Origin of the sequence: Dyella sp. (assembly GCF_035685805.1) — a bacterium.
Lineage (GTDB): Bacteria > Pseudomonadota > Gammaproteobacteria > Xanthomonadales > Rhodanobacteraceae > Dyella_A.
On record NZ_DASSAB010000008.1, the window covers coordinates 25,861 to 44,100 of the forward strand.

At 65.4% G+C, this 18,240-nt stretch carries 15 protein-coding genes; 11 read left to right on the forward strand and 4 right to left on the reverse strand.

Features of this window, described 5'->3' with window-relative positions; translation table 11 throughout:
- Position 1 precedes the first annotated feature (1 nt).
- The 6 genes from xerC (at position 2) to rbsK (ending at position 6,238) form a co-directional block, all read left to right on the forward strand.
- Complete coding sequence (xerC, locus tag VFG40_RS01545) at positions 2 to 886, forward strand: tyrosine recombinase XerC (RefSeq protein ID WP_324894166.1); 885 nt, start codon at positions 2 to 4, stop codon at positions 884 to 886.
- Positions 887 to 989: 103 nt separating this feature from the next.
- Positions 990 to 2,108: a glycosyltransferase family 9 protein gene (locus VFG40_RS01550; protein WP_324894168.1), complete on the forward strand. Its 1,119-nt coding sequence runs from the start codon at positions 990 to 992 to the stop codon at positions 2,106 to 2,108.
- Between the two features lie 81 nt (positions 2,109 to 2,189).
- Positions 2,190 to 2,723 carry an ATP-dependent protease subunit HslV gene (gene hslV, locus VFG40_RS01555; protein WP_324894170.1) on the forward strand — a complete coding sequence of 178 codons (534 nt, stop codon included), beginning with the start codon at positions 2,190 to 2,192 and terminating at the stop codon, positions 2,721 to 2,723.
- Between the two features lie 155 nt (positions 2,724 to 2,878).
- Positions 2,879 to 4,216: an ATP-dependent protease ATPase subunit HslU gene (hslU, locus tag VFG40_RS01560; protein WP_324894172.1), complete on the forward strand. Its 1,338-nt coding sequence runs from the start codon at positions 2,879 to 2,881 to the stop codon at positions 4,214 to 4,216.
- A 36-nt stretch (positions 4,217 to 4,252) separates the two neighbouring features.
- Positions 4,253 to 4,867, forward strand: a complete 615-nt coding sequence (locus VFG40_RS01565; protein WP_324894174.1) for a hypothetical protein — start codon at positions 4,253 to 4,255, stop codon at positions 4,865 to 4,867.
- Between the two features lie 474 nt (positions 4,868 to 5,341).
- On the forward strand, positions 5,342 to 6,238 hold the full coding sequence (rbsK, locus tag VFG40_RS01570) for a ribokinase (protein ID WP_324894177.1): 897 nt from the start codon (positions 5,342 to 5,344) through the stop codon (positions 6,236 to 6,238).
- A gap of 11 nt (positions 6,239 to 6,249) precedes the next feature.
- Here the strand turns inward: rbsK and mnmE are convergent, their stop codons facing one another.
- The 4 genes from mnmE to rpmH form a co-directional block, all read right to left on the reverse strand.
- A complete protein-coding gene (mnmE, locus tag VFG40_RS01575; RefSeq protein WP_324894179.1) occupies positions 6,250 to 7,599 on the reverse strand; it encodes a tRNA uridine-5-carboxymethylaminomethyl(34) synthesis GTPase MnmE in 1,350 nt (449 codons plus the stop codon).
- Between the two features lie 53 nt (positions 7,600 to 7,652).
- Entirely contained in the window at positions 7,653 to 9,374 is a 1,722-nt protein-coding gene (gene yidC / locus VFG40_RS01580; RefSeq protein ID WP_324894181.1) for a membrane protein insertase YidC, read from the reverse strand.
- Between the two features lie 61 nt (positions 9,375 to 9,435).
- A complete protein-coding gene (gene rnpA, locus VFG40_RS01585; RefSeq protein ID WP_324894183.1) occupies positions 9,436 to 9,816 on the reverse strand; it encodes a ribonuclease P protein component in 381 nt (126 codons plus the stop codon).
- 14 nt (positions 9,817 to 9,830) lie between these two features.
- Complete coding sequence (rpmH, locus tag VFG40_RS01590; RefSeq protein ID WP_008211413.1) at positions 9,831 to 9,965, reverse strand: 50S ribosomal protein L34; 135 nt, start codon at positions 9,963 to 9,965, stop codon at positions 9,831 to 9,833.
- A 206-nt stretch (positions 9,966 to 10,171) separates the two neighbouring features.
- Between rpmH and dnaA the strand changes: the two genes are divergently transcribed.
- The 5 genes from dnaA to VFG40_RS01615 all read left to right on the forward strand — a co-directional run bounded on the left by dnaA (position 10,172) and on the right by VFG40_RS01615 (position 18,078).
- The gene (dnaA, locus tag VFG40_RS01595) at positions 10,172 to 11,533 is read left to right on the forward strand and encodes a chromosomal replication initiator protein DnaA (RefSeq protein WP_324894195.1); all 1,362 of its coding nucleotides are present in this window, start codon (positions 10,172 to 10,174) and stop codon (positions 11,531 to 11,533) included.
- Between the two features lie 253 nt (positions 11,534 to 11,786).
- Complete coding sequence (dnaN, locus tag VFG40_RS01600; protein ID WP_324894197.1) at positions 11,787 to 12,887, forward strand: DNA polymerase III subunit beta; 1,101 nt, start codon at positions 11,787 to 11,789, stop codon at positions 12,885 to 12,887.
- A 96-nt stretch (positions 12,888 to 12,983) separates the two neighbouring features.
- Positions 12,984 to 14,057: a DNA replication/repair protein RecF gene (gene recF / locus VFG40_RS01605; protein WP_324894200.1), complete on the forward strand. Its 1,074-nt coding sequence runs from the start codon at positions 12,984 to 12,986 to the stop codon at positions 14,055 to 14,057.
- A gap of 75 nt (positions 14,058 to 14,132) precedes the next feature.
- Positions 14,133 to 16,553 carry a DNA topoisomerase (ATP-hydrolyzing) subunit B gene (gene gyrB, locus VFG40_RS01610; protein WP_324894202.1) on the forward strand — a complete coding sequence of 807 codons (2,421 nt, stop codon included), beginning with the start codon at positions 14,133 to 14,135 and terminating at the stop codon, positions 16,551 to 16,553.
- A 232-nt stretch (positions 16,554 to 16,785) separates the two neighbouring features.
- Positions 16,786 to 18,078 carry a tetratricopeptide repeat protein gene (locus VFG40_RS01615; RefSeq protein ID WP_324894204.1) on the forward strand — a complete coding sequence of 431 codons (1,293 nt, stop codon included), beginning with the start codon at positions 16,786 to 16,788 and terminating at the stop codon, positions 18,076 to 18,078.
- Positions 18,079 to 18,240: the final 162 nt, after the last annotated feature.

Consider the following 18,240-nt stretch of genomic DNA (forward strand, 5'->3'; position numbering starts at 1 on the left):
GATGAACGCCGCGACCGCGCCGGTCGACGCCTTCCTCGACCACCTGCAGGTCGAGCGCCAGGCCTCGGCGCATACGCTGGATGCCTATCGTCGCGACCTCGGTGCGCTGGATGCCTGGGCGCTGGCGCAGGGGATGGCGGTCGACGCGCTGGACGCCGCGCACCTGCGCGCGTTCGTCGCCAACGAGCATCGCCGCGGGCTCTCGCCCAAGAGCGTGCAGCGGCGCCTGTCGGCGTGCCGCAGCTTCTATCGCTGGCTGCTCAGGCACGGCCGCATCGAGGCCAACCCCGCCGCCGCGATCAAGCCGCCCAAGGCGCCGCGCAAGCTGCCGCAGGTGCTGGATCCGGACGAGGCCAAGGTGCTGGTCGAAGTGCCGACCGACACCGCGCTGGGCGTGCGCGATCGCGCCCTGCTCGAACTGTTCTATTCCTCGGGCCTGCGTTTGTCGGAACTGTGTGGCCTGCGCTGGCGCGACCTGGATCTCGACGACGGCCTGGTGACGGTGTTGGGCAAGGGCCGCAAGCAGCGCAGCGTGCCGGTCGGGTCGCATGCGCGCGCGGCGCTGGCGCAGTGGCGTTCGCAATCGCAACCCGGTTCGAACGACGCGCCGTTGTTCCCCGGCCGCAACGGGCCGATCACCCCGCGCGCGGTGCAGTTGCGGCTGCGGTTGCTGGCGCAGCAGCAGGGCCTGTTCAAGCGCGTGCACCCGCACCTGTTGCGGCACAGCTTCGCCAGCCACGTGCTCGAATCCTCCGGCGACCTGCGCGGCGTGCAGGAACTGCTCGGCCACGCCGACATCGCCACCACCCAGATCTACACCCACCTGGATTTCCAGCACCTGTCGAAGGTGTACGACGCGGCGCATCCACGCGCGCGGCGCAAGTAGATCGCCTACGTGTGATGGCGAATCGCCGCAGTGGCGGCGGCGTAAGCGGCGCGAAAGCCGCCGCCGCCAGAGTCGGGCGTCTCCCGACCGCAAGGCCCGCTCGATGGCAGCGCCGACCCCACCGCAACGCGTCTCCGTTTCTCCGCTCGCATTGGCGTTGCCGCAAGCGCTGGGGGCGGAAGGACGCGCCACGCTCGGCGGGCTGGTTGCGCGTGGGGTGCATCGCATCGTGGTGCTCCGGCCCAACCACCGCCTCGGCAACACGCTGCTCGTGACACCGCTGCTGGCAGAGTTGGAGCAACATTTTCCGGGCGCCGAAGTGGACGTGGTGACCGGCTGCGAGGCGGCCGGTGATCTGCTCGCCGGCTTCCGGCAGGTGCGCCACGTGCATCAACTGACGCGCCGGCCCGGCCATCATCCGGTGCGTCTGTTTCGCCTGCTGCGCGCGCTCCGGCGCCGCCGCTATGACCTCGCCATCGACTGCGCCCGCGGTTCGCGTTCGGGTCGCTGGCTTGTGCACTGGTGTCGGCCGCGTCAGTGGGTCGCGCCGCCAGCCGACGGTGCTGAACTGGCGCGCGCAGGCATCGCATGGCGCGCCGCCTGGGGCAAGGCCGACGGTCACTTCGGCCTCGATGCGGTCCATGCGCTGCGTTGCGCACTTGGCAGCACTGAGCCGTCCGCCGCGCCGATGCCGTCGCTGGCGATCCGGCTGCGGGAGGAAGAACTGCGCGATGGGCGCGCCACGCTGGACCAGCTGCTCGGGGCGTCGGGAATTGCCGAACGAGGCACGCGGGTGGTTGCGATCTTCCCCAATGCCACCGGAAGCAAGCGGCTTTCCGGATCCTGGTGGCGCGAGTTCATCGCCGGCCTGTCGGCGCACGACCGGACGCTGCGGGTGATCGAAATGGTCGCGGCGGACGGCCGCTCGCAACTGGATGGCAGGTTCCCCGCGTTTTATTCCAGCGATGTGCGTCGGATGGCCGCTTTGATTTCGGCTTGCGACGCGTACATCAGCGCGGACTGCGGGGTGATGCACCTGGCCTGCGCAACTGGCACACCGACGCTGGGCTTGTTCACCCGGTCGAATCTGGCGCGATACCGGCCCTACGGTCCGCGCGATGGCGCAATCCGGGTCGAGCCAGACCACGCCGCATGCATCGCCGCGGAAGCGGCAACGGCCTTTCTGGATGCGCTTGGCGATCCAGCTGCTGGCCGAACGTGAGGCCAGCGGGGGAGCGTCAGGCGCTTGCAATCAATCGCGGTGGGCCCCACTGAGGCGGTTCGTGTCTTCAACGGAACCCCCATGGAATCGTTCCACGCCACCACCATCGTTTCCGTGCGTCGCCACGGCAAGGTCGTGATCGGCGGCGATGGCCAGGTCACCCTCGGCAATACGGTGATGAAGGCCAACGCGCGCAAGATCCGCCGCCTCGGCAAAGGCGACGTGCTGGCCGGCTTCGCCGGCGCTACCGCTGACGCATTCACGCTGTTCGAGCTGTTCGAGCAGAAGCTGGACAAGCACGGCGGCAACCTGACTCGCGCCGCGGTCGAGATGGCCAAGGAATGGCGTACCGATCGCCGCTTCGGCAAGCTCGAGGCGATGCTCGCGGTAGCCGACAAGGACGTGTCATTGCTGATCTCCGGCAACGGTGACGTGCTGGAGCCCGAACACGGGCTGATCGCGATGGGCTCGGGCGGTCCGTTCGCCCAGTCCGCCGCGCTGGCGCTGCTGCAGAACACCGAGATGGACGCGCGCACGGTGGTGGAAAAAGCGCTGAAGATCGCTGGCGACATCTGCATCTACACAAATCACAACGTGTCTCTCGAAGAGCTGTGAGAAGTGTCGGGGACGAAAAACCCGGGACGGCAAACGTGCCGTCCTCGGCGACTCCACCGTTCCCGCCATGACCATGCTCGACCGGTGGTGCTTCCGGCCAACGCACGGATCACACGTTCCCGGTTCCCCGTTCCCCGCTTTTGAAGGACCGCGTCATGTCCGAGCTCACTCCCCGCGAAATCGTCAACGAACTTGACCGCTTCATCATCGGCCAGCACGACGCCAAGCGCGCCGTGGCCGTCGCGCTGCGCAGCCGCTGGCGCCGGATGCAGCTGGAGCCGGAGATGCGCAACGAGGTCACGCCGAAGAACATCCTGATGATCGGCCCCACCGGCGTGGGCAAGACCGAGATCGCACGGCGGCTTGCCACGCTCGCCAACGCGCCGTTCGTGAAGGTGGAGGCGACCAAGTTCACCGAGGTGGGTTACGTCGGGAAGGATGTCGAGTCGATCATCCGCGACCTGGTCGACGTGGCTTACAAGCTGACCCGCGAGCAGGCGGTGCGGCGCGTGCGCACGCAGGCCGAGGACCGGGCCGAGGACCGCATCCTCGACGCGTTGCTGCCACGTCGGCAGGCGCCGTCGGACTGGAGTCATGACACGGCGAGCAGCGGCGGCGACAACGACACCCGCCAGAAGCTGCGCAAGCAGCTGCGCGAGGGCGCGCTGGATGAGCGCGAGATCGAGATCGACGTGGCGCAGAACGTGGGCGTGGAAATCATGTCGCCGCCCGGGATGGAAGAGATGGGCGCGCAGTTGCGCCAGATGTTCCAGAACCTCGGTGGCGGCAAGACGCAGAGCCGGAAGCTGGCGATCAAGGCGGCCCGGCCGCTGCTGATCGACGAGGAGGCGGGCAAGCTGCTCAATGACGAGGAGGTCCGCACGCAGGCGGTGTTTGCCGCCGAGCAGCACGGCATCGTGTTCATCGACGAGATCGACAAGGTGGCGCAGCGATCCGAGCACGGCCACGCGGGTATCAGCCGCGAGGGCGTGCAGCGCGACCTGCTGCCGCTGGTGGAAGGCTCCACCGTGTCCACGCGCTACGGGCCGGTCAAGACCGACCACATGCTGTTCATCGCGTCCGGAGCGTTTTCGCTGGCGCGGCCCTCGGACCTGATCCCCGAGCTGCAGGGGCGCCTGCCGATCCGGGTGGAGTTGTCGGCACTGAGCGTGGGTGACTTCGGACGCATCCTGCGCGAGCCGCGCAACGCGCTCACCAAGCAATACGTGGCGCTGCTGCAGACCGAGGGCGTGGCGGTCGAGTTTGCCGAGTCCGGCATCGACCGGCTGGCCGAGGTGGCTTTCCAGGTGAACGAGCGCACGGAGAACATCGGCGCGAGGCGGCTGCATACGGTGATGGAGCGGCTGCTGGAGGAGATCTCTTACGAGGCGGCCGACAAAAGTGGCGAAAAGTATCTTATCGACGCCGATTACGTGGATAAAAACCTCAATGCACTGGTCCAGGACGAAGACCTGAGCCGCTACATCCTGTGAACAAGCCCCGCCGCCCGCTCTGCTAAAATCGCCGCCATGGGCAAGGTCATCGAACTGAAAATCACCGGCCAGCGTGCCCAGCTGCGCGAAGCGCAGCAGAAGCACCAGCTGATCCGGCTATGGCGTGGCGATCTCGAACACGGCAGCTTCTGCGGCTACGTGGGCGGCGTCGGACGTGAATTCTTCCTGCTCTGGGTGGTGGGCGACGCAGTCACCTACGACGGCATGTACGTGATGCGCCATCGCGACATCACCGAGCTGGAAGCGCCCGACACCCATCACATCTTCATGGAGAAGGCGCTGGCCCTGAAGGGCATCCTGCCGCGGCTCCCGCGCGGGTTTCCGCTGGACAACATTCGCGAGGTGGTGCAGGCCGCCGGGTTGCAGGCGCCGGTGATCGGCATCCACGTCGACAGCGAGGAAGAGGCCGAGGTCTGCTACATCGGCCGCCTGATCAGCGTCGAGGAAGACGGCTTCAACATGCAGGAGATCACGCCTGACGGCGAGTGGCTGCGCGAGGCGTCGTTCTTTGCGTGGGAAGAAGTTTCCACCATCAGTCTCGAAGACGGCTACGCCCAGTCGCTGCTGGCGGTCGCCGGCACCGCACCGCCGCTCGAGCAGGGCGATTCCGGCGTCGGCCGGGCTCAGTAGGCCGGGCGATCGGCGCACACGCTGCGCGGACCACCGTCATCGGTGGGCGGCGTGCTGGTACAAGCCGGACTGCGGCCCGGCGCGCTGCCGCGGTGATTATCTCGATCCGCGCAGCTCCATCCCGAACACGTGCTTGCGGGCCTGCGCCTCGGCGGCGAGGTTGGCCTTCCCATGATGGAATCCGCCACGGCACGTGCGGGATCGTCGCCGGGGTAATCGCGGCCGCGCTCGATCTGCACCGGCAGTGGGGAAAAATCTTCCAGCACCGTGCCTGTGCGCCGTGTGCGGCACGATCCACCGGTACCACCCCCATGTCGGCCATGGCGTAGTCGCCACCGGCACGGAAGGTGCATGTCGGCGTCCGCGATGAGGGCTTGTCAGAGATTCCACTGCACGATCGCTGTCGAGGCGCTGCTCCAGGCAGCAAGGCCCATCGCGTATGCTGAGGGGCTGCACGTGCGTCTAGGAGGTTGCATGGTCCGCATCGTCGTTGTCGGCAGCATCAACATGGATCTGGTCACGCTGGCGCCTCGTTTTCCCGCGCCTGGCGAGACGCTGCTGGGCAATCGGTTCCTGACCGTGCCCGGCGGCAAGGGGGCCAACCAGGCCGTGGCCGCCGCACGCCTGGGCGCGGAAGTTGCCCTGGTGGGCGCAGTCGGCGCGGACGCATTCGGGCAGCAGCTGCGCGATGGCCTGCGCAGCGAGGGCATCGACCTTGGCCAGCTCGCCACGCTCGAGCACGAGGGCAGCGGCACGGCCTCGATCACGGTGGCCGAGGGTGACAACCAGATCGTGGTGGTTCCCGCAGCCAACGCTCGCCTCACGCCCACGCACGTCGAACGCGCCCGTCCATGCATCGCCCGGGCCGATGCCGTGCTGGTGCAGATGGAGGTACCGCTGGAGACGGTGGAGGCGACCGTGCGGCTGGGACATCGGCTGGGGGTGCCGGTCATTCTCAATCCGGCTCCGGCCCAGCGCGTGCCACGTGACTGGCTGGCGCTGGCGCGCTACGTGACCCCCAACCAGCACGAGCTGGCCACCCTGCTGGGCGCCGCGCCCGACGACGATTTCCGCGCGCTGATGCAGCAGGCGCCGTGTCCGGTGGTGCTGACCCGCGGCGCAGAGGGCGCGTGGTACCGGGAGGATGCTGCAGCCATCCACCAGCCAGGCTTCGAGGTGCCAGTGGTCGATACCACCGGCGCCGGCGATACCTTCAACGGTGCGCTGGCGGTGTTCCTTGGCGAGGGAGTCGCCGCGGCGACCCGCATGGCCTGCGCCGCCGCCGCATTGTCGGTCGGCAAGCTCGGCGCGCAAGGGGGAATGCCTACGCGGCGGGAACTCGAGGCTTTCCTGGCGCGTTCCGGCGGCTGACCCCGCCGGCACTACTTGCCGATGCAGAACGATCCGAAGATCGCACCGAGCAGGTCGTCGCTGCTGTACCTGCCGGTGATCTCGCCCAACGCGTGCTGTGCCTGGCGCAGCTCTTCGGCCGCCAGCTCGCCGGCACGGCGGCAGCGCAGCACGCTGTCGGCCCGCTCCAGCTGTTCGCCGACCCGCTCCAGCGCCGCAACGTGTCGCCGACGGGCGCTGAAGGCACCTTCACCGCCGCCGGGATCGGCGAGCTCGCGAAGATGCGCGCGCAGCGCATCGAGCCCCTCGCCGCGCCGCGCCGACAAGCGCAGCACGGTGCGTCCAGCCACGCAGTCGCGTCCCGCTGACGCGCCGGAAAGGTCGATCTTGTTGACCACGACGACCTGCGCGACGGCGGCGTCGAGTCCCTCGAGCAGGCACAGGTCCTCCGCCAGATGGTCCTGCTCGGTGACCAGCAGGGCGACGTCGGCACCCGCCAGTTCGTGTCGGGCGCGGCGCACCCCCTCGCGCTCGACCTCGTCATCGGTTTCGCGCAGGCCGGCGGTGTCGGCCAGCTCCAGCGATACGCCATCCAGCGCGACGTTCTCGCGCAGCACGTCGCGGGTGGTCCCTGCGATCGCGGTGACGATCGCGCGGTCGCGCCCGGCAAGCGCGTTGAGCAGGCTCGACTTGCCCGCGTTCGGGCGGCCGATGATCGCCACGCGCAGGCCGTCGGTGAGGCGAAGGCCAAGGCGCGCCTCGCGCAAAAGCTGGGCGTGACCGGCACGCAGCTGATCGAGCTGGCTGGTGATCTCGGGGTCGGCGAGGAAATCGATCTCCTCTTCCGGAAAATCGATCGCCGCTTCGATATGCACGCGCAGGCTGATCAGCTGCTGCAGCAGGATCGCCACACGCTGCGAGAACGCGCCCTCCATCGACTGCAGCGCCGCGCGCGCAGCCGCCTGCGAACGTGCCGCGATCAAGTCGGCCACGGCCTCGGCCTGGGCCAGGTCGAGCTTGCCGTTGAGGAATGCGCGCTCGGTGAATTCGCCGGGACGGGCAAGCCGGGCGCCAAGCTCGCACACGCGCCGCAGCACCGCGTCGAGCAGCACCGCGCTGCCGTGGCCCTGCAGTTCAAGCACGTGCTCACCGGTGTAGGAGGCCGGGGCGGGAAAATGCAGCAACAGGCCGCGGTCAATCAGCTCGCCGCCACCGCCTCGCAGCGCGACAAAGTGGGCATGTCGCGGCAGCGGCGTGCGGCCGAGCAGCTGCCGGGCGATCGCCGGCACTGCCGGACCGGACACCCGCACCACTCCCACGCCGGCCGCACCCGACGCGGTGGCAATGGCAGCAATGGTGTCCACCGGTGCGGCATCACGCATGCGGCATCACTCCACGCAGCCGCCGTCCGCCGCACGGCGGACGCGCTGCTTGATCAGCCCTTGGCGATCGCCTGGCCCTTGGCGGCATCGGCGCGGTCGATCCGGCGGGTGACCCACCACTGCTGAACCAGCCGGCACAGGCCGTTGACGATGTAGTAGACCACCAGGCCGGCAGGGAAGAAGGCGAACATCACCGCGAACATCAGCGGCATGAACTTCATCATCTTGGCCTGGGTCGGATCCATGCCCGGCTGCTGCGGCATCATCCACTGCGTGGCAAGCATCACCAGCACATAGATGGCCGGCAGCACGAAATACGGGTCGGCGGCCGACAGATCGTGGATCCAGCCCACGAACGGTGCCTGACGCAGTTCGACGCTCTCGCGCAGCACGGTGTACAGGGCGAAGAAGATCGGGATCGTGATCAGCACCGGCAGGCAGCCGGCGACGGGGTTGATCTTCTCCTTCTTGTACAGCTCCATCATCGCCTGCTGCATCTTCTGCTTGTCGTCACCGTAGCGCTCCTTGAGCGCGTCCATCCGCGGCTTGAGCTTGCGCATGCGCGCGGCAGAGACGTACTGCGCCTCGCTGAGCTTGTAGATGGCGATGTTGATCAACAGCACCAGCAGGATGATCGCGAAGCCCCAGTTGCCGGTGAGCTTCTCGAGCTGGTTGAGCACCCAGTGCAGCGGACTGGCGACGATCGAGAACATGCCGTAGTCGAGCGTGAGTTCGAGTCCCGGTGCGATCGTGGCAAGTTGCTCGCGCAGCTTCGGACCCACGTAGAGTCGGGCCTGGCTGGTCTGCTGCTGGCCCGGCGCCACGGTGATCGACGGTCCCATGTCGCGGACCAGGTAACGCGGCCCGTTGGGGTCGCTCAGCACCGTGGTGGAGAAGGTCTGTGCCTCGTTCGCCGGCGGCAGCCAGGCGGTGACGAAGTAGTGCTGCTCCATCGCAAGCCAGCCGCCGGTGACAACCAGGTTGAGCGGATCTTCGGAGAATTTGTCGAACGCAAGCTTGTCGAATTTCTTCTCCGGGCTGTACCACGCCGCGCCGAAGAAGCTGTAACGCGACTGATCGGAGAACTTCTCCAGGAAGTTGCTGTGCACCGGCGGCGGCGGCACCACGCGCTGCAGCTGGCGATAAGCGTTCCCGGTCCAGGCACTGGCGCTGCCGTTGTCGATCTCCTGGCTCAGCTCGACCACATAGCTGCCGCGGTGCACGGTGTAGCGCTTGGTCACGCGCACGCCGGAGGCATCGGTCCAGGTGAGCGGGATCTCGATCGTGTTCTGGCCCGGATCAAGCGTGTAGCGGGTCCGCGCGGCCTGGAACAGCGTACGGTGATCCGGCGCGGCGCCGCTGGCGCTGATCAGGCCGTCCTGGGCGGCGAAGAAGTGTTCGCCACGATCATCCAGCAGGCGGATCGGCGCCGGGTCCGGGTTCTTCTTGGTGCGCGGCGTGACCGGATAACCGAGCAGCTCCGAACGGATCAGGCTGCCGCCGCGGGTATCGATGGTCAGGCGCAGCACGTCGGTGGTCACGGTGATCAGCTGGCCGGCGGTCTCGCCCGCCGGCGCTGCGTCCACCGGCACCTTCGCCGCGGTGACGGCGCCGGGCACGCCGTCGGTACCGTTGGCAGCTCCCGTCTTCTCGGCCGAGGCCGAGGTCGTCACCGACGTCGACGGCTGCGGGCCGTAATCCTTTTCCCAGGCGTTCCACAGCAGGTACGCCACGGCGACCAAGGCAAAGAGGAGGAAGGTGCGCGTTTGATTCATCGCGGGGCGGATCCGATGGGCGCCGCGACTGCGCGCGACGACAGGGCGAGGAAAGGGAAGGTCAACGCGCGATTGTGCCGGCCGCTTGGTCGCGCTTCAACGGCAAGAGCTTGCGCCACAGCGCGTCGAGCTCGGCGAGGAGCTCGCTGCCGGGCAAGCCGGAGGCCTGCTCGCGGGCCATGATGACCATGTCGACCGCCGGCAGCTCGTGCTGGATGCGCCGAAAGGATTCACGTGCGAGCCGCTTGATGCGGTTGCGTTCCACGGCGCGCTTGGATACGCGCTTGGAGATCGCCAGGCCGAGTCGCGGGTGGCCCAGGGCGTTGGGGCGATAACGCACAGAAAAACAGCGGCCGCCGAAGCGGCCGCTGGCTTGACGCAAGGCAGCAAAGTCACCGGCGCGGCATAGCCGCGCCTCGCGCGGCAAGCCGGCGGCACGCATCATCTGCGCGCCGCTTACGGGATCAGGCGCTTGCGGCCCTTGGCGCGGCGGGCGTTGAGGATCTTGCGACCGTCGGCCGTGGCCATACGGGCACGAAAGCCGTGCGTGCGAGCGCGCTTGAGCTTGCTGGGCTGGAAGGTCCGCTTCATGGCTTCCTCCTGAGTAAGGGTTGAGAAAAAGGTTGAAAAGTATGAGGAACAAACCGGGGCGCTGTCAATCGTCGCCAGTCGGGGCTGTTGGCAAGCCTGTGGATAGAGGTGTGGATAGCTGTGTGAAAGCAGCCCGACGCAGCTGCTAGACTTGCCGATCCACCCTGCGCGCAAGCGCCCTGGCCCGTGGTTCAAGAAGACTATTCATGAGTGATTTGTGGCGGCGCTGTCTGGAGCGTCTGGACGGCGAGATCGGCGCCGACGAACTGCATACCTGGCTGATGCCGCTGCAGGCCCGTGACGAGACCACGGGGCTGCAATTGTTCGCGCCCAATCCCTACACGCTCGATACGGTTCGCGACCGTTACCTGCCCCTGATCGAATCGATTCTCCAGCAGCTGACGGGACATGAGCTGAAGGTACGGCTGGAGGTCGGTTCCAGCACGCCCCGGGCGGCACCTTCACGGCAGGCGTCGGGTACTCCGGCCCGAAATGCGGGTTCGGCGAGCGGGGCGAAGAGCCAGTCCCCACCGGCGGCACCGGCCTTCAGCCACAACCTGGACCCCCACTACACCTTCGAGACGTTCGTCGAGGGCAAGTCCAACCAGCTGGGCAAGGCTGCCGCCATGCAGGTGGCCACCAATCCCGGGCGGGCCTACAACCCGCTGCTGCTGTATGGCGGCACCGGACTGGGCAAGACCCATCTGATGCACGCGGCAGGCAACCTGATGCGCGAGCGCAATCCCGAGTGCAAGGTGCTGTATCTGCGCTCGGAGCAGTTCGTGGGCTCGATGATCGAGGCGCTGCGCGCCAAGAGCATGGACCAGTTCAAGCAGCGCTTCCGCTCCGTGGACGCGCTGCTGATCGACGACATCCAGTTCTTCGCCGGCAAGGACACCACCCAGGAAGAGTTCTTCCACACGTTCAATGCGCTGTTCGAGTCCAAGCAGCAGATCATCCTCACCTGTGACCGCTACCCGAAGGAAGTGGACAAGCTGGAGCCGCGGCTGAAATCGCGCCTCGGCTGGGGTCTGTCGGTGGCAATCGAGCCTCCGGACTTCGAGACGCGCGCCGCGATCCTGCTTTCCAAGGCACAGGACAAGGGCGTCGAGGTCAGCGAGAGCGTGGCAATGCTGCTTGCCAAGCGGATCCGTTCGAACGTGCGCGATCTCGAGGGGGCGCTAAACACGCTGGCGGCGAAGGCGAACTTCTTCCGGCGACCGATCACCACCGACTTCGCCGAAGAGACGCTGCGCGATCTGCTGGCCACCCACGCGCAGGCAGTAACCGTCCCGAACATCCAGAAGATCGTCGGCGAGTACTTCAACGTGCGCCTGCAGGACCTGCTGTCCAAGCGGCGGGTGCGTTCGCTGGCACGACCGCGACAGATGGCGATGGCGCTTTCGAAAGAACTTACCGAGCACAGCCTTCCGGAAATCGGCGAGGCCTTTGGTGGACGCGACCACACCACGGTGCTGCATGCCTGCCGCACCATCAAGAAACTGTGCGAAACCGATGCACGCATGCGCCAGGACTGGGAGCAGTTGATCCGGACCCTCACCGGTTGAGGCCAAGTAGCGACGAAACCACAAGCTCTTGATAACTCACCGTGCAGGCTGTGGATAACAGGGGGATGTTTTGCCGGCTGAATTTATCCACAATTGGCGCACAGGCAGGCGGGGTCGCCAGACACAGGCTCAATGTTACGCAAGTTACTGTTCCATAAGATAAAAACTTGCCTTCCGGGCTTACGCACCGCCCCTACAACAACCACTATCCTTCTTTTAAAAACAGTAAAGCAGTTTTAGGGGACACCCAACTATGCAATTCAGCATCCAACGAGAAGCCCTGCTCAAGCCGCTGCAGCAGGTCGTGGGCGTGGTCGAACGTAGGCAGACGTTGCCCGTGCTCGCGAACCTGCTGGTTCGTGTCAGTGAGGGTCGGGTGTCACTGACCGGCACTGATCTGGAAGTGGAGATGGTTGCCACCACCACGGCCGACAAACTTGCCGACGGCGAGGTGACAATCCCGGCGCGCAAGTTGTTCGACATCGTCCGCGCACTGCCCGACGGCGCCACGATCGACCTCAAGCTTAATGGGGATCGCGTCGCGCTCAGCGCCGGGCGTAGCCGGTTCACCCTGGCGACTTTGCCGGCCGCAGAGTTCCCGACGATCGACGAGATCGAGCTGGTGGAGAAGGTGAGTCTGCCGGAGGAGGTATTGCGCGACCTGATGGAACGTACGGCGTTCGCCATGGCGAACCAGGATGTGCGTTATTACCTCAACGGCATGCTGCTGGATCTGCAGGAGCACACGCTGCGCTGCGTAGCCACCGACGGCCACCGCTTGGCGCTGAAGGAGACTCAGCTCGAAAGCTCGGTCTCCACGCGACGCCAGATCATCATTCCACGCAAGGGTGTGAACGAGTTGATCGGTTTGTTCGAGACCGGAGACGGTACGGTCGAGCTGGAATTCGGCCGCAACCATCTGCGTGTGCGTCGCGGCGACGTGGTGTTTACCTCGAAGTTGATCGACGGACGCTTCCCCGACTATGAAGCCGTGATTCCGCTTGGCGCGGACAAGCGAGCGACACTCGATCGTGAGGTGCTTCGTGGGGCACTGCAGCGTGCCGCGATCCTTTCCAACGAAAAGTATCGTGGCGTGAAACTCGAGCTGTCGCCCGGCAAGCTGCGGATCGTTGCGCACAACCCGGAGCAGGAAGAGGCCGTAGAAGAAGTAGAAGCGGACACGTCGGTATCGGATCTCGCGGTTGGCTTCAACGTCGGCTATTTGCTCGATGCACTGGCTGCGCTGAAGGGCGAGAAGGCCCGGCTGAATCTGCGCGATGCACAGTCGAGCTGCCTGGTGCAGGAGGACGATACGGAACAGTCTCGCCACGTCATCATGCCGCTCCGCCTCTGACGTCGGGGCTTATGGCGCTATTTGATCTGGTTCTGCCACCCAGCAACGCCGGAGTCGTCCACAGACGCTCCGGCGTTGTTCGTTTTCGTACTTGCCATGAGGATTGAGCAGCTGCGCGTCCGGGGCCTGCGTTGCCTCGACGATGTCGTGCTCGAGCTCGGCGAAGGGATGAACATGTTCGTGGGAGCGAACGGCGCCGGAAAGACAAGCGTGCTCGAGGCGGCGTTCCTCTTGTCTCACGGCAGGTCGTTTCGGGCGGGATCGCGGGATGCTTTGCTGCAGCGCGGATCCGATGCACTGAACATCTATGCGGCGGTGGAGAGCGGCGGCGGCGGCGTGCACCGACTCGGGCTTGGCAAAGAGGGGAGTCGGTGGATCGGTCGCCTGGATGGAGAGACAGCGACCATAGGTAAGTTGGTGCGCGTGTGTCCCGTCACCAGCTTTGATCCAGGTTCGCACGCATTAATTGCAGGAGCCGCAGAAGAACGTCGGCGCTTCATGGACTGGGGCGTGTTCCACGTGGAACACGATTTTCTTCAGGCCTGGCGTCGGTACCAGCGCGCGCTAAAGCAACGAAATGCGCTGCTGCGCAGTGGGTCCCTTGATCCTGCCGTGTACGTCCCCTGGGAGCTTGAGCTTGCAGAGCAGGGGTGGCAGATAAGCGAATGGCGTCGCCAGTATCTTGAGGCGCTTGCGCCGCTTCTCGCCGCTCAAGTTGCCGCCACTGTACCGGAGCTCGGGCAGGTATCGCTTCACTATCGGCAAGGCTGGCATGAAGACGCGGGGCTGAAAGAGCTTCTCGAAAGCCAGCGCGCTCGTGACCAGGCCCGTGGCCACACGACGATCGGTTCGCACCGGGCGGACTGGAGCTTGTCCTACGAAAACGCCCCGTTGCGGGAACACCTTTCGCGAGGTCAGGAGAAGCTGACTGCATTGGCGTGCCTGCTCGCCCAAGCGCGGCTCCACGCGCAGGCGAAGGGGGAATGGCCTGTTGTCTGCCTGGACGATCTTGCATCGGAGCTGGACGCCTCACATCAGCAGGCGTTGATCGAACAGCTGCTGTCCGCGCGGGCGCAATTCCTGATAACGGGCACGGAACGACCCCGGGGGCTGGGAGCTCAGGTGCGCATGTTCCACGTGGAACAGGGCGCCGTGACGCCCCTGCTATAATCGACCGGTTAACCCCTCTCCGGCCCACCATGGCGCCGCGCCGGGAGGACTCCGGCGCCGGAGAACGATCACCGCATGAACACGACCTACGATTCGAGCAACATCAAGGTACTCAAGGGCCTGGAGGCGGTGCGCAAGCGTCCCGGCATGTACATCGGCGACACCGATGACGGTACCGGCCTGCACCACATGGTGTTCGAGGTCGTCGACAACTCGATTGATGAAGCTTTGGCCGGTTACTGCGACCAGGTCACCGTCGTCATTCACGACGATGGTTCGGTCAGTGTGACTGACAACGGCCGCGGCATTCCGGTGGATGAGCACCCGGAAGAAGGAAAATCCACCGCGGAAGTAGTGATGACCGTCCTGCATGCTGGCGGCAAGTTCGACGCCAACTCGTACAAGGTCTCCGGGGGCCTGCACGGCGTGGGCGTCTCGGTCGTCAATGCGCTCAGCTCCCGTCTCTGGCTGACGATCTGGCGGGAGGGCAAGGAGCATCTCCAGGAGTACGCTCACGGTGAACCGCTGTATCCGGTGAAAGTCGTTGGCGACACCTCCCAGCGGGGTACCCGTGTGCGCTTCGTCCCCAGCCCGGACACGTTCACGCACATCGAGTTTCACTACGACATCCTCGCCAAGCGACTGCGTGAGCTGGCGTTCCTGAACTCCGGCGTCACGATCGACCTGCATGACGAGCGCGGCGAAGGTCGCCATGATCGATTCGCCTACGAGGGTGGCATCGCCTCCTTCGTGCAGCATCTGGCGCAGTTGAAGACGCCGTTGCACCCGCACGTGATCAGCCTGAAGTCCGAGTCGGAGACCGACGGCATCGTGGTGGAGCTGGCGATGCAGTGGACCGACTCCTATCAGGAGACGATGTTCTGCTTCACCAACAACATCCCGCAGCGCGACGGCGGCACCCATCTCACCGGTTTCCGCGCCGCGCTTACACGCTCCCTGCAGAACTACATCGAGAAGGAAGGCTTGGCGAAGAACGCCAAGGTAGCGTTGTCCGGTGATGACATGCGCGAAGGCCTGATCGCGGTGCTGTCGGTCAAGGTGCCCGATCCGAAGTTCTCCTCCCAGACCAAGGACAAGCTGGTCTCGTCCGAGGTGAAGACTGCGGTGGAGCAGGCGGTCAATGAGAAGTTGGGCGAGTTCCTGCTGGAACATCCGAACGAGTCCAGGGCCATCGCCTCCAAGGTCGTCGATGCGGCCCGCGCCCGCGAAGCGGCGCGCAAGGCGCGCGAGATGACTCGCCGCAAGGGCGCGCTGGATATCGCCGGCCTGCCGGGCAAGCTGGCCGACTGCCAGGAAAAGGATCCTGCACTGTGCGAGCTGTTCCTGGTCGAGGGTGATTCGGCCGGCGGCTCGGCCAAGCAGGGACGCAACCGGAAAACCCAGGCCGTGTTGCCGCTGAAGGGCAAAATCCTCAACGTCGAGAAAGCGCGGTTCGACAAGATGCTTTCCTCGGCGGAGGTCGGCACGCTGATCACGGCCCTGGGCACCGGCATCGGCAAGGACGACTACAACCCCGACAAGCTCCGCTACCACCACATCATTATCATGACCGACGCGGACGTGGACGGCTCCCACATCCGCACGCTGCTGCTGACCTTCTTCTACCGGCAGATGCCCGAGCTCATCCAGCGTGGCCATGTCTATATCGGACTGCCGCCGCTGTACAAGCTCAAGCAGGGCAAGCAGGAGATGTACCTGAAGGACGACGCGGCGCTCAATGACTATCTGATCTCAAATGCCGTCGACAACGCCGAGCTCGCATACAGCCCGACCGCGCCAGCGATCAGCGGTGGTGCGCTCGAGAAGCTGCTGCGCGACTACCAGACAGCGCTTGATCAGATTGCCCGCCTCGGCCATCGCTTTGATTCGGCAGTGCTGACCGCATTGCTTGAACACGCGCCGGCGAATGCAGCGCTCTGGTCCGACCCGCAGGCGATGCAGATGTGGTTGAAAGGCGCCGAAGCGCGCCTCGCGGCCAGCGGCCTGGGCAAACCGCGTTTTCGGATGCGCTTGCGCGAAGCCACCACAGATCAGCCGCCGGCCATCGAAGTCGTGCGCGAACAGCACGGACTGGAGCACACCTGGTTGCTGCCCCAGCCATTCTTCGCTGGCGGGGAATTCCGCCCGATCCTCCAGGCCAGCGAACAGCTTGCCGGGTTGATCCAGGCCGATGCCGTGGTCCGGCGCGGTAACGGCTCGCGCGGTATCACCAGCTTTGGCGAAGCCCGCAGCTGGCTGCTGGAAGAAGCGAAGAAGGGTCGCTCCATCCAGCGCTTCAAGGGCTTGGGCGAAATGAACCCGGAGCAGCTGTGGGAGACCACCGTCAATCCGGAGACCCGCCGCATGCTGCAAGTGGGTATCGAGGACGCGGTAGCCGCCGATCAGATGTTTTCCATGCTGATGGGCGAGGCAGTCGAGCCACGTCGCGACTTCATCGAGGCGAACGCTCTCAAGGTGGCAAACCTCGATATCTAGCTCGAGATCTAGGCAGCCGAGGGCGTCGCGCGGCGAGGGAGCCAGTGGCGAGCTCGCCGGGTGGTCGGAATCGTTGCCGGTTAGGCACACGCCCACGATACGCCGGCGCATGCTAAATGTTTGATTTTTATAAAATCATCGTGCGGCGCCGCAACTTGTTATCGGTTGCATGTCCGGGTAGTCTCGCTAATCCCCTTGCGCCTGCGGGCGCAATCCCGACAAGAGGACAGCCATGAAGCGTGCCCCCCTGTTCAAGTTGATGGCCGGTATGGCCTTTGCACTGACCTTGGCCGGCAACTCCTTCGACGCGCATGCCGCGCGCGCGGAGCAGGCGAAGAAAGAGGCTCAGTATCCCGATGCCACGCGCAAGGAGCCGAAGCTCGACCTGACCAGCAGCAAGGATCAGAAGGCGCTCAACGACGGCCTCGACGCGGTCAACGCCGGCGACGAAGCGAAAGCGAAGGAACTGCTCGAGCCGCTGCTGGAGAAGAGCAAGAGCAAATATGCTCAGGCGCTGGCGCTGCAGGGCCTGGCGAGCCTCAGGTACAACGCCGGTGACATCAAGGGGGCGATCGACCTGCTCAGCCAGGCACTCGCCAAGGGCATCCTGCCGAACGACACCTACTTCCAGCTGGAGTACGAGCTGGCCCAGTTCCAGCTCGCCGACGAGCAGTATCAGCCGGCACTCGACACGCTGGCAAAGTGGCGCAACGAGGGCAAAAAGGACACGGCAGAGTCCCACGCGCTCGAGGGCAACGCCTACTACAGACTGCAAAAGTATCCCGAGGCGATCGCTGCGATGAAGCAGGCGATGGCCATGACCGACAAGCCGCAGCAGAGCTGGAACCAGATCCTGATGGCCAGCTATGCCGAGTCCGGCCAAAGCGATCAGGCCGCGGAACTTGCGGAACAGCAGCTCGAGGCGAATCCCAATGATGCCAGCGCGCTGAACAACGCCGTCGCCGTGTTGATGAGCGCGCAGAAATATCCGCAGGCCGTTGCACTGATGGAGAAGGCAAGGGCAAACGGTACGCTCAAGCAAGAGAAGGATTTCGTCAACCTGGCCAAGCTCTATCTTGTGACTGGTCAGGACGCCTCCGATCCGAAACCGAGCGCCGACAAGGCTGTGCAGGTGCTTGAGGATGGCATGAGCAAGGGCGTGGTCACGCCCAGCTACGATAATTACAAGCTGCTCGGCGATGCCAACTACGTGGCGGGCAACGAAGCTGCCGCGATCGCTGCATACAAGAAGGCAATGCCTACGGCCACTGACGGCGAGGCTGCGATACGTGCCGGACAGCTGCTTCTCACGCAGAACAAGTACACCGATGCGCGCACGCTCATCCAGCAGGGCATCGCGAAGGGCGTCAAGCACAAGGGATCGGCATACATGATGCTGGCCGAGGCCGAGCGTGGCCTGAAGAACAAGTCGGCGGCGATCGATGCCATGCGCAAGGCAGCGCAGGATCCCGAGACGGCTGGCAAGGCCAAGGCCTGGCTGCAGAAGGCGGGCGCCGGCAAGTAAGCCGGGCGCTTGCGCCAGTGATCAGATAGACGTCTATCTCACAGGCCGATAGCTATACAAAGCCCAAGGGCTGATGTACCGTTGGAATCTTTCCGCGCGTAAAAAGTAGTTCGTGTCTTGTGCCAGTTTTCATGGCGATGCGCGAACGACACGCTGCGGTGA

Bases quoted from the DNA above. Each gene is read 5' to 3' on its own strand.
- mnmE (WP_324894179.1), bottom strand. From the start codon at position 7,599: ATGCGTGATGCCGCACCGGTGGACACCATTGCTGCCATTGCCACCGCG.
- recF (WP_324894200.1), top strand. From the start codon at position 12,984: ATGAGGATTGAGCAGCTGCGCGTCCGGGGCCTGCGTTGCCTCGACGAT.
- rpmH (WP_008211413.1), bottom strand. From the start codon at position 9,965: ATGAAGCGGACCTTCCAGCCCAGCAAGCTCAAGCGCGCTCGCACGCAC.
- VFG40_RS01565 (WP_324894174.1), top strand. From the start codon at position 4,253: ATGGGCAAGGTCATCGAACTGAAAATCACCGGCCAGCGTGCCCAGCTG.
- yidC (WP_324894181.1), bottom strand. From the start codon at position 9,374: ATGAATCAAACGCGCACCTTCCTCCTCTTTGCCTTGGTCGCCGTGGCG.
- rbsK (WP_324894177.1), top strand. From the start codon at position 5,342: ATGGTCCGCATCGTCGTTGTCGGCAGCATCAACATGGATCTGGTCACG.
- hslV (WP_324894170.1), top strand. From the start codon at position 2,190: ATGGAATCGTTCCACGCCACCACCATCGTTTCCGTGCGTCGCCACGGC.
- hslU (WP_324894172.1), top strand. From the start codon at position 2,879: ATGTCCGAGCTCACTCCCCGCGAAATCGTCAACGAACTTGACCGCTTC.
- dnaA (WP_324894195.1), top strand. From the start codon at position 10,172: ATGAGTGATTTGTGGCGGCGCTGTCTGGAGCGTCTGGACGGCGAGATC.
- gyrB (WP_324894202.1), top strand. From the start codon at position 14,133: ATGAACACGACCTACGATTCGAGCAACATCAAGGTACTCAAGGGCCTG.
- rnpA (WP_324894183.1), bottom strand. From the start codon at position 9,816: ATGCGTGCCGCCGGCTTGCCGCGCGAGGCGCGGCTATGCCGCGCCGGT.
- VFG40_RS01550 (WP_324894168.1), top strand. From the start codon at position 990: ATGGCAGCGCCGACCCCACCGCAACGCGTCTCCGTTTCTCCGCTCGCA.
- xerC (WP_324894166.1), top strand. From the start codon at position 2: ATGAACGCCGCGACCGCGCCGGTCGACGCCTTCCTCGACCACCTGCAG.
- VFG40_RS01615 (WP_324894204.1), top strand. From the start codon at position 16,786: ATGAAGCGTGCCCCCCTGTTCAAGTTGATGGCCGGTATGGCCTTTGCA.
- dnaN (WP_324894197.1), top strand. From the start codon at position 11,787: ATGCAATTCAGCATCCAACGAGAAGCCCTGCTCAAGCCGCTGCAGCAG.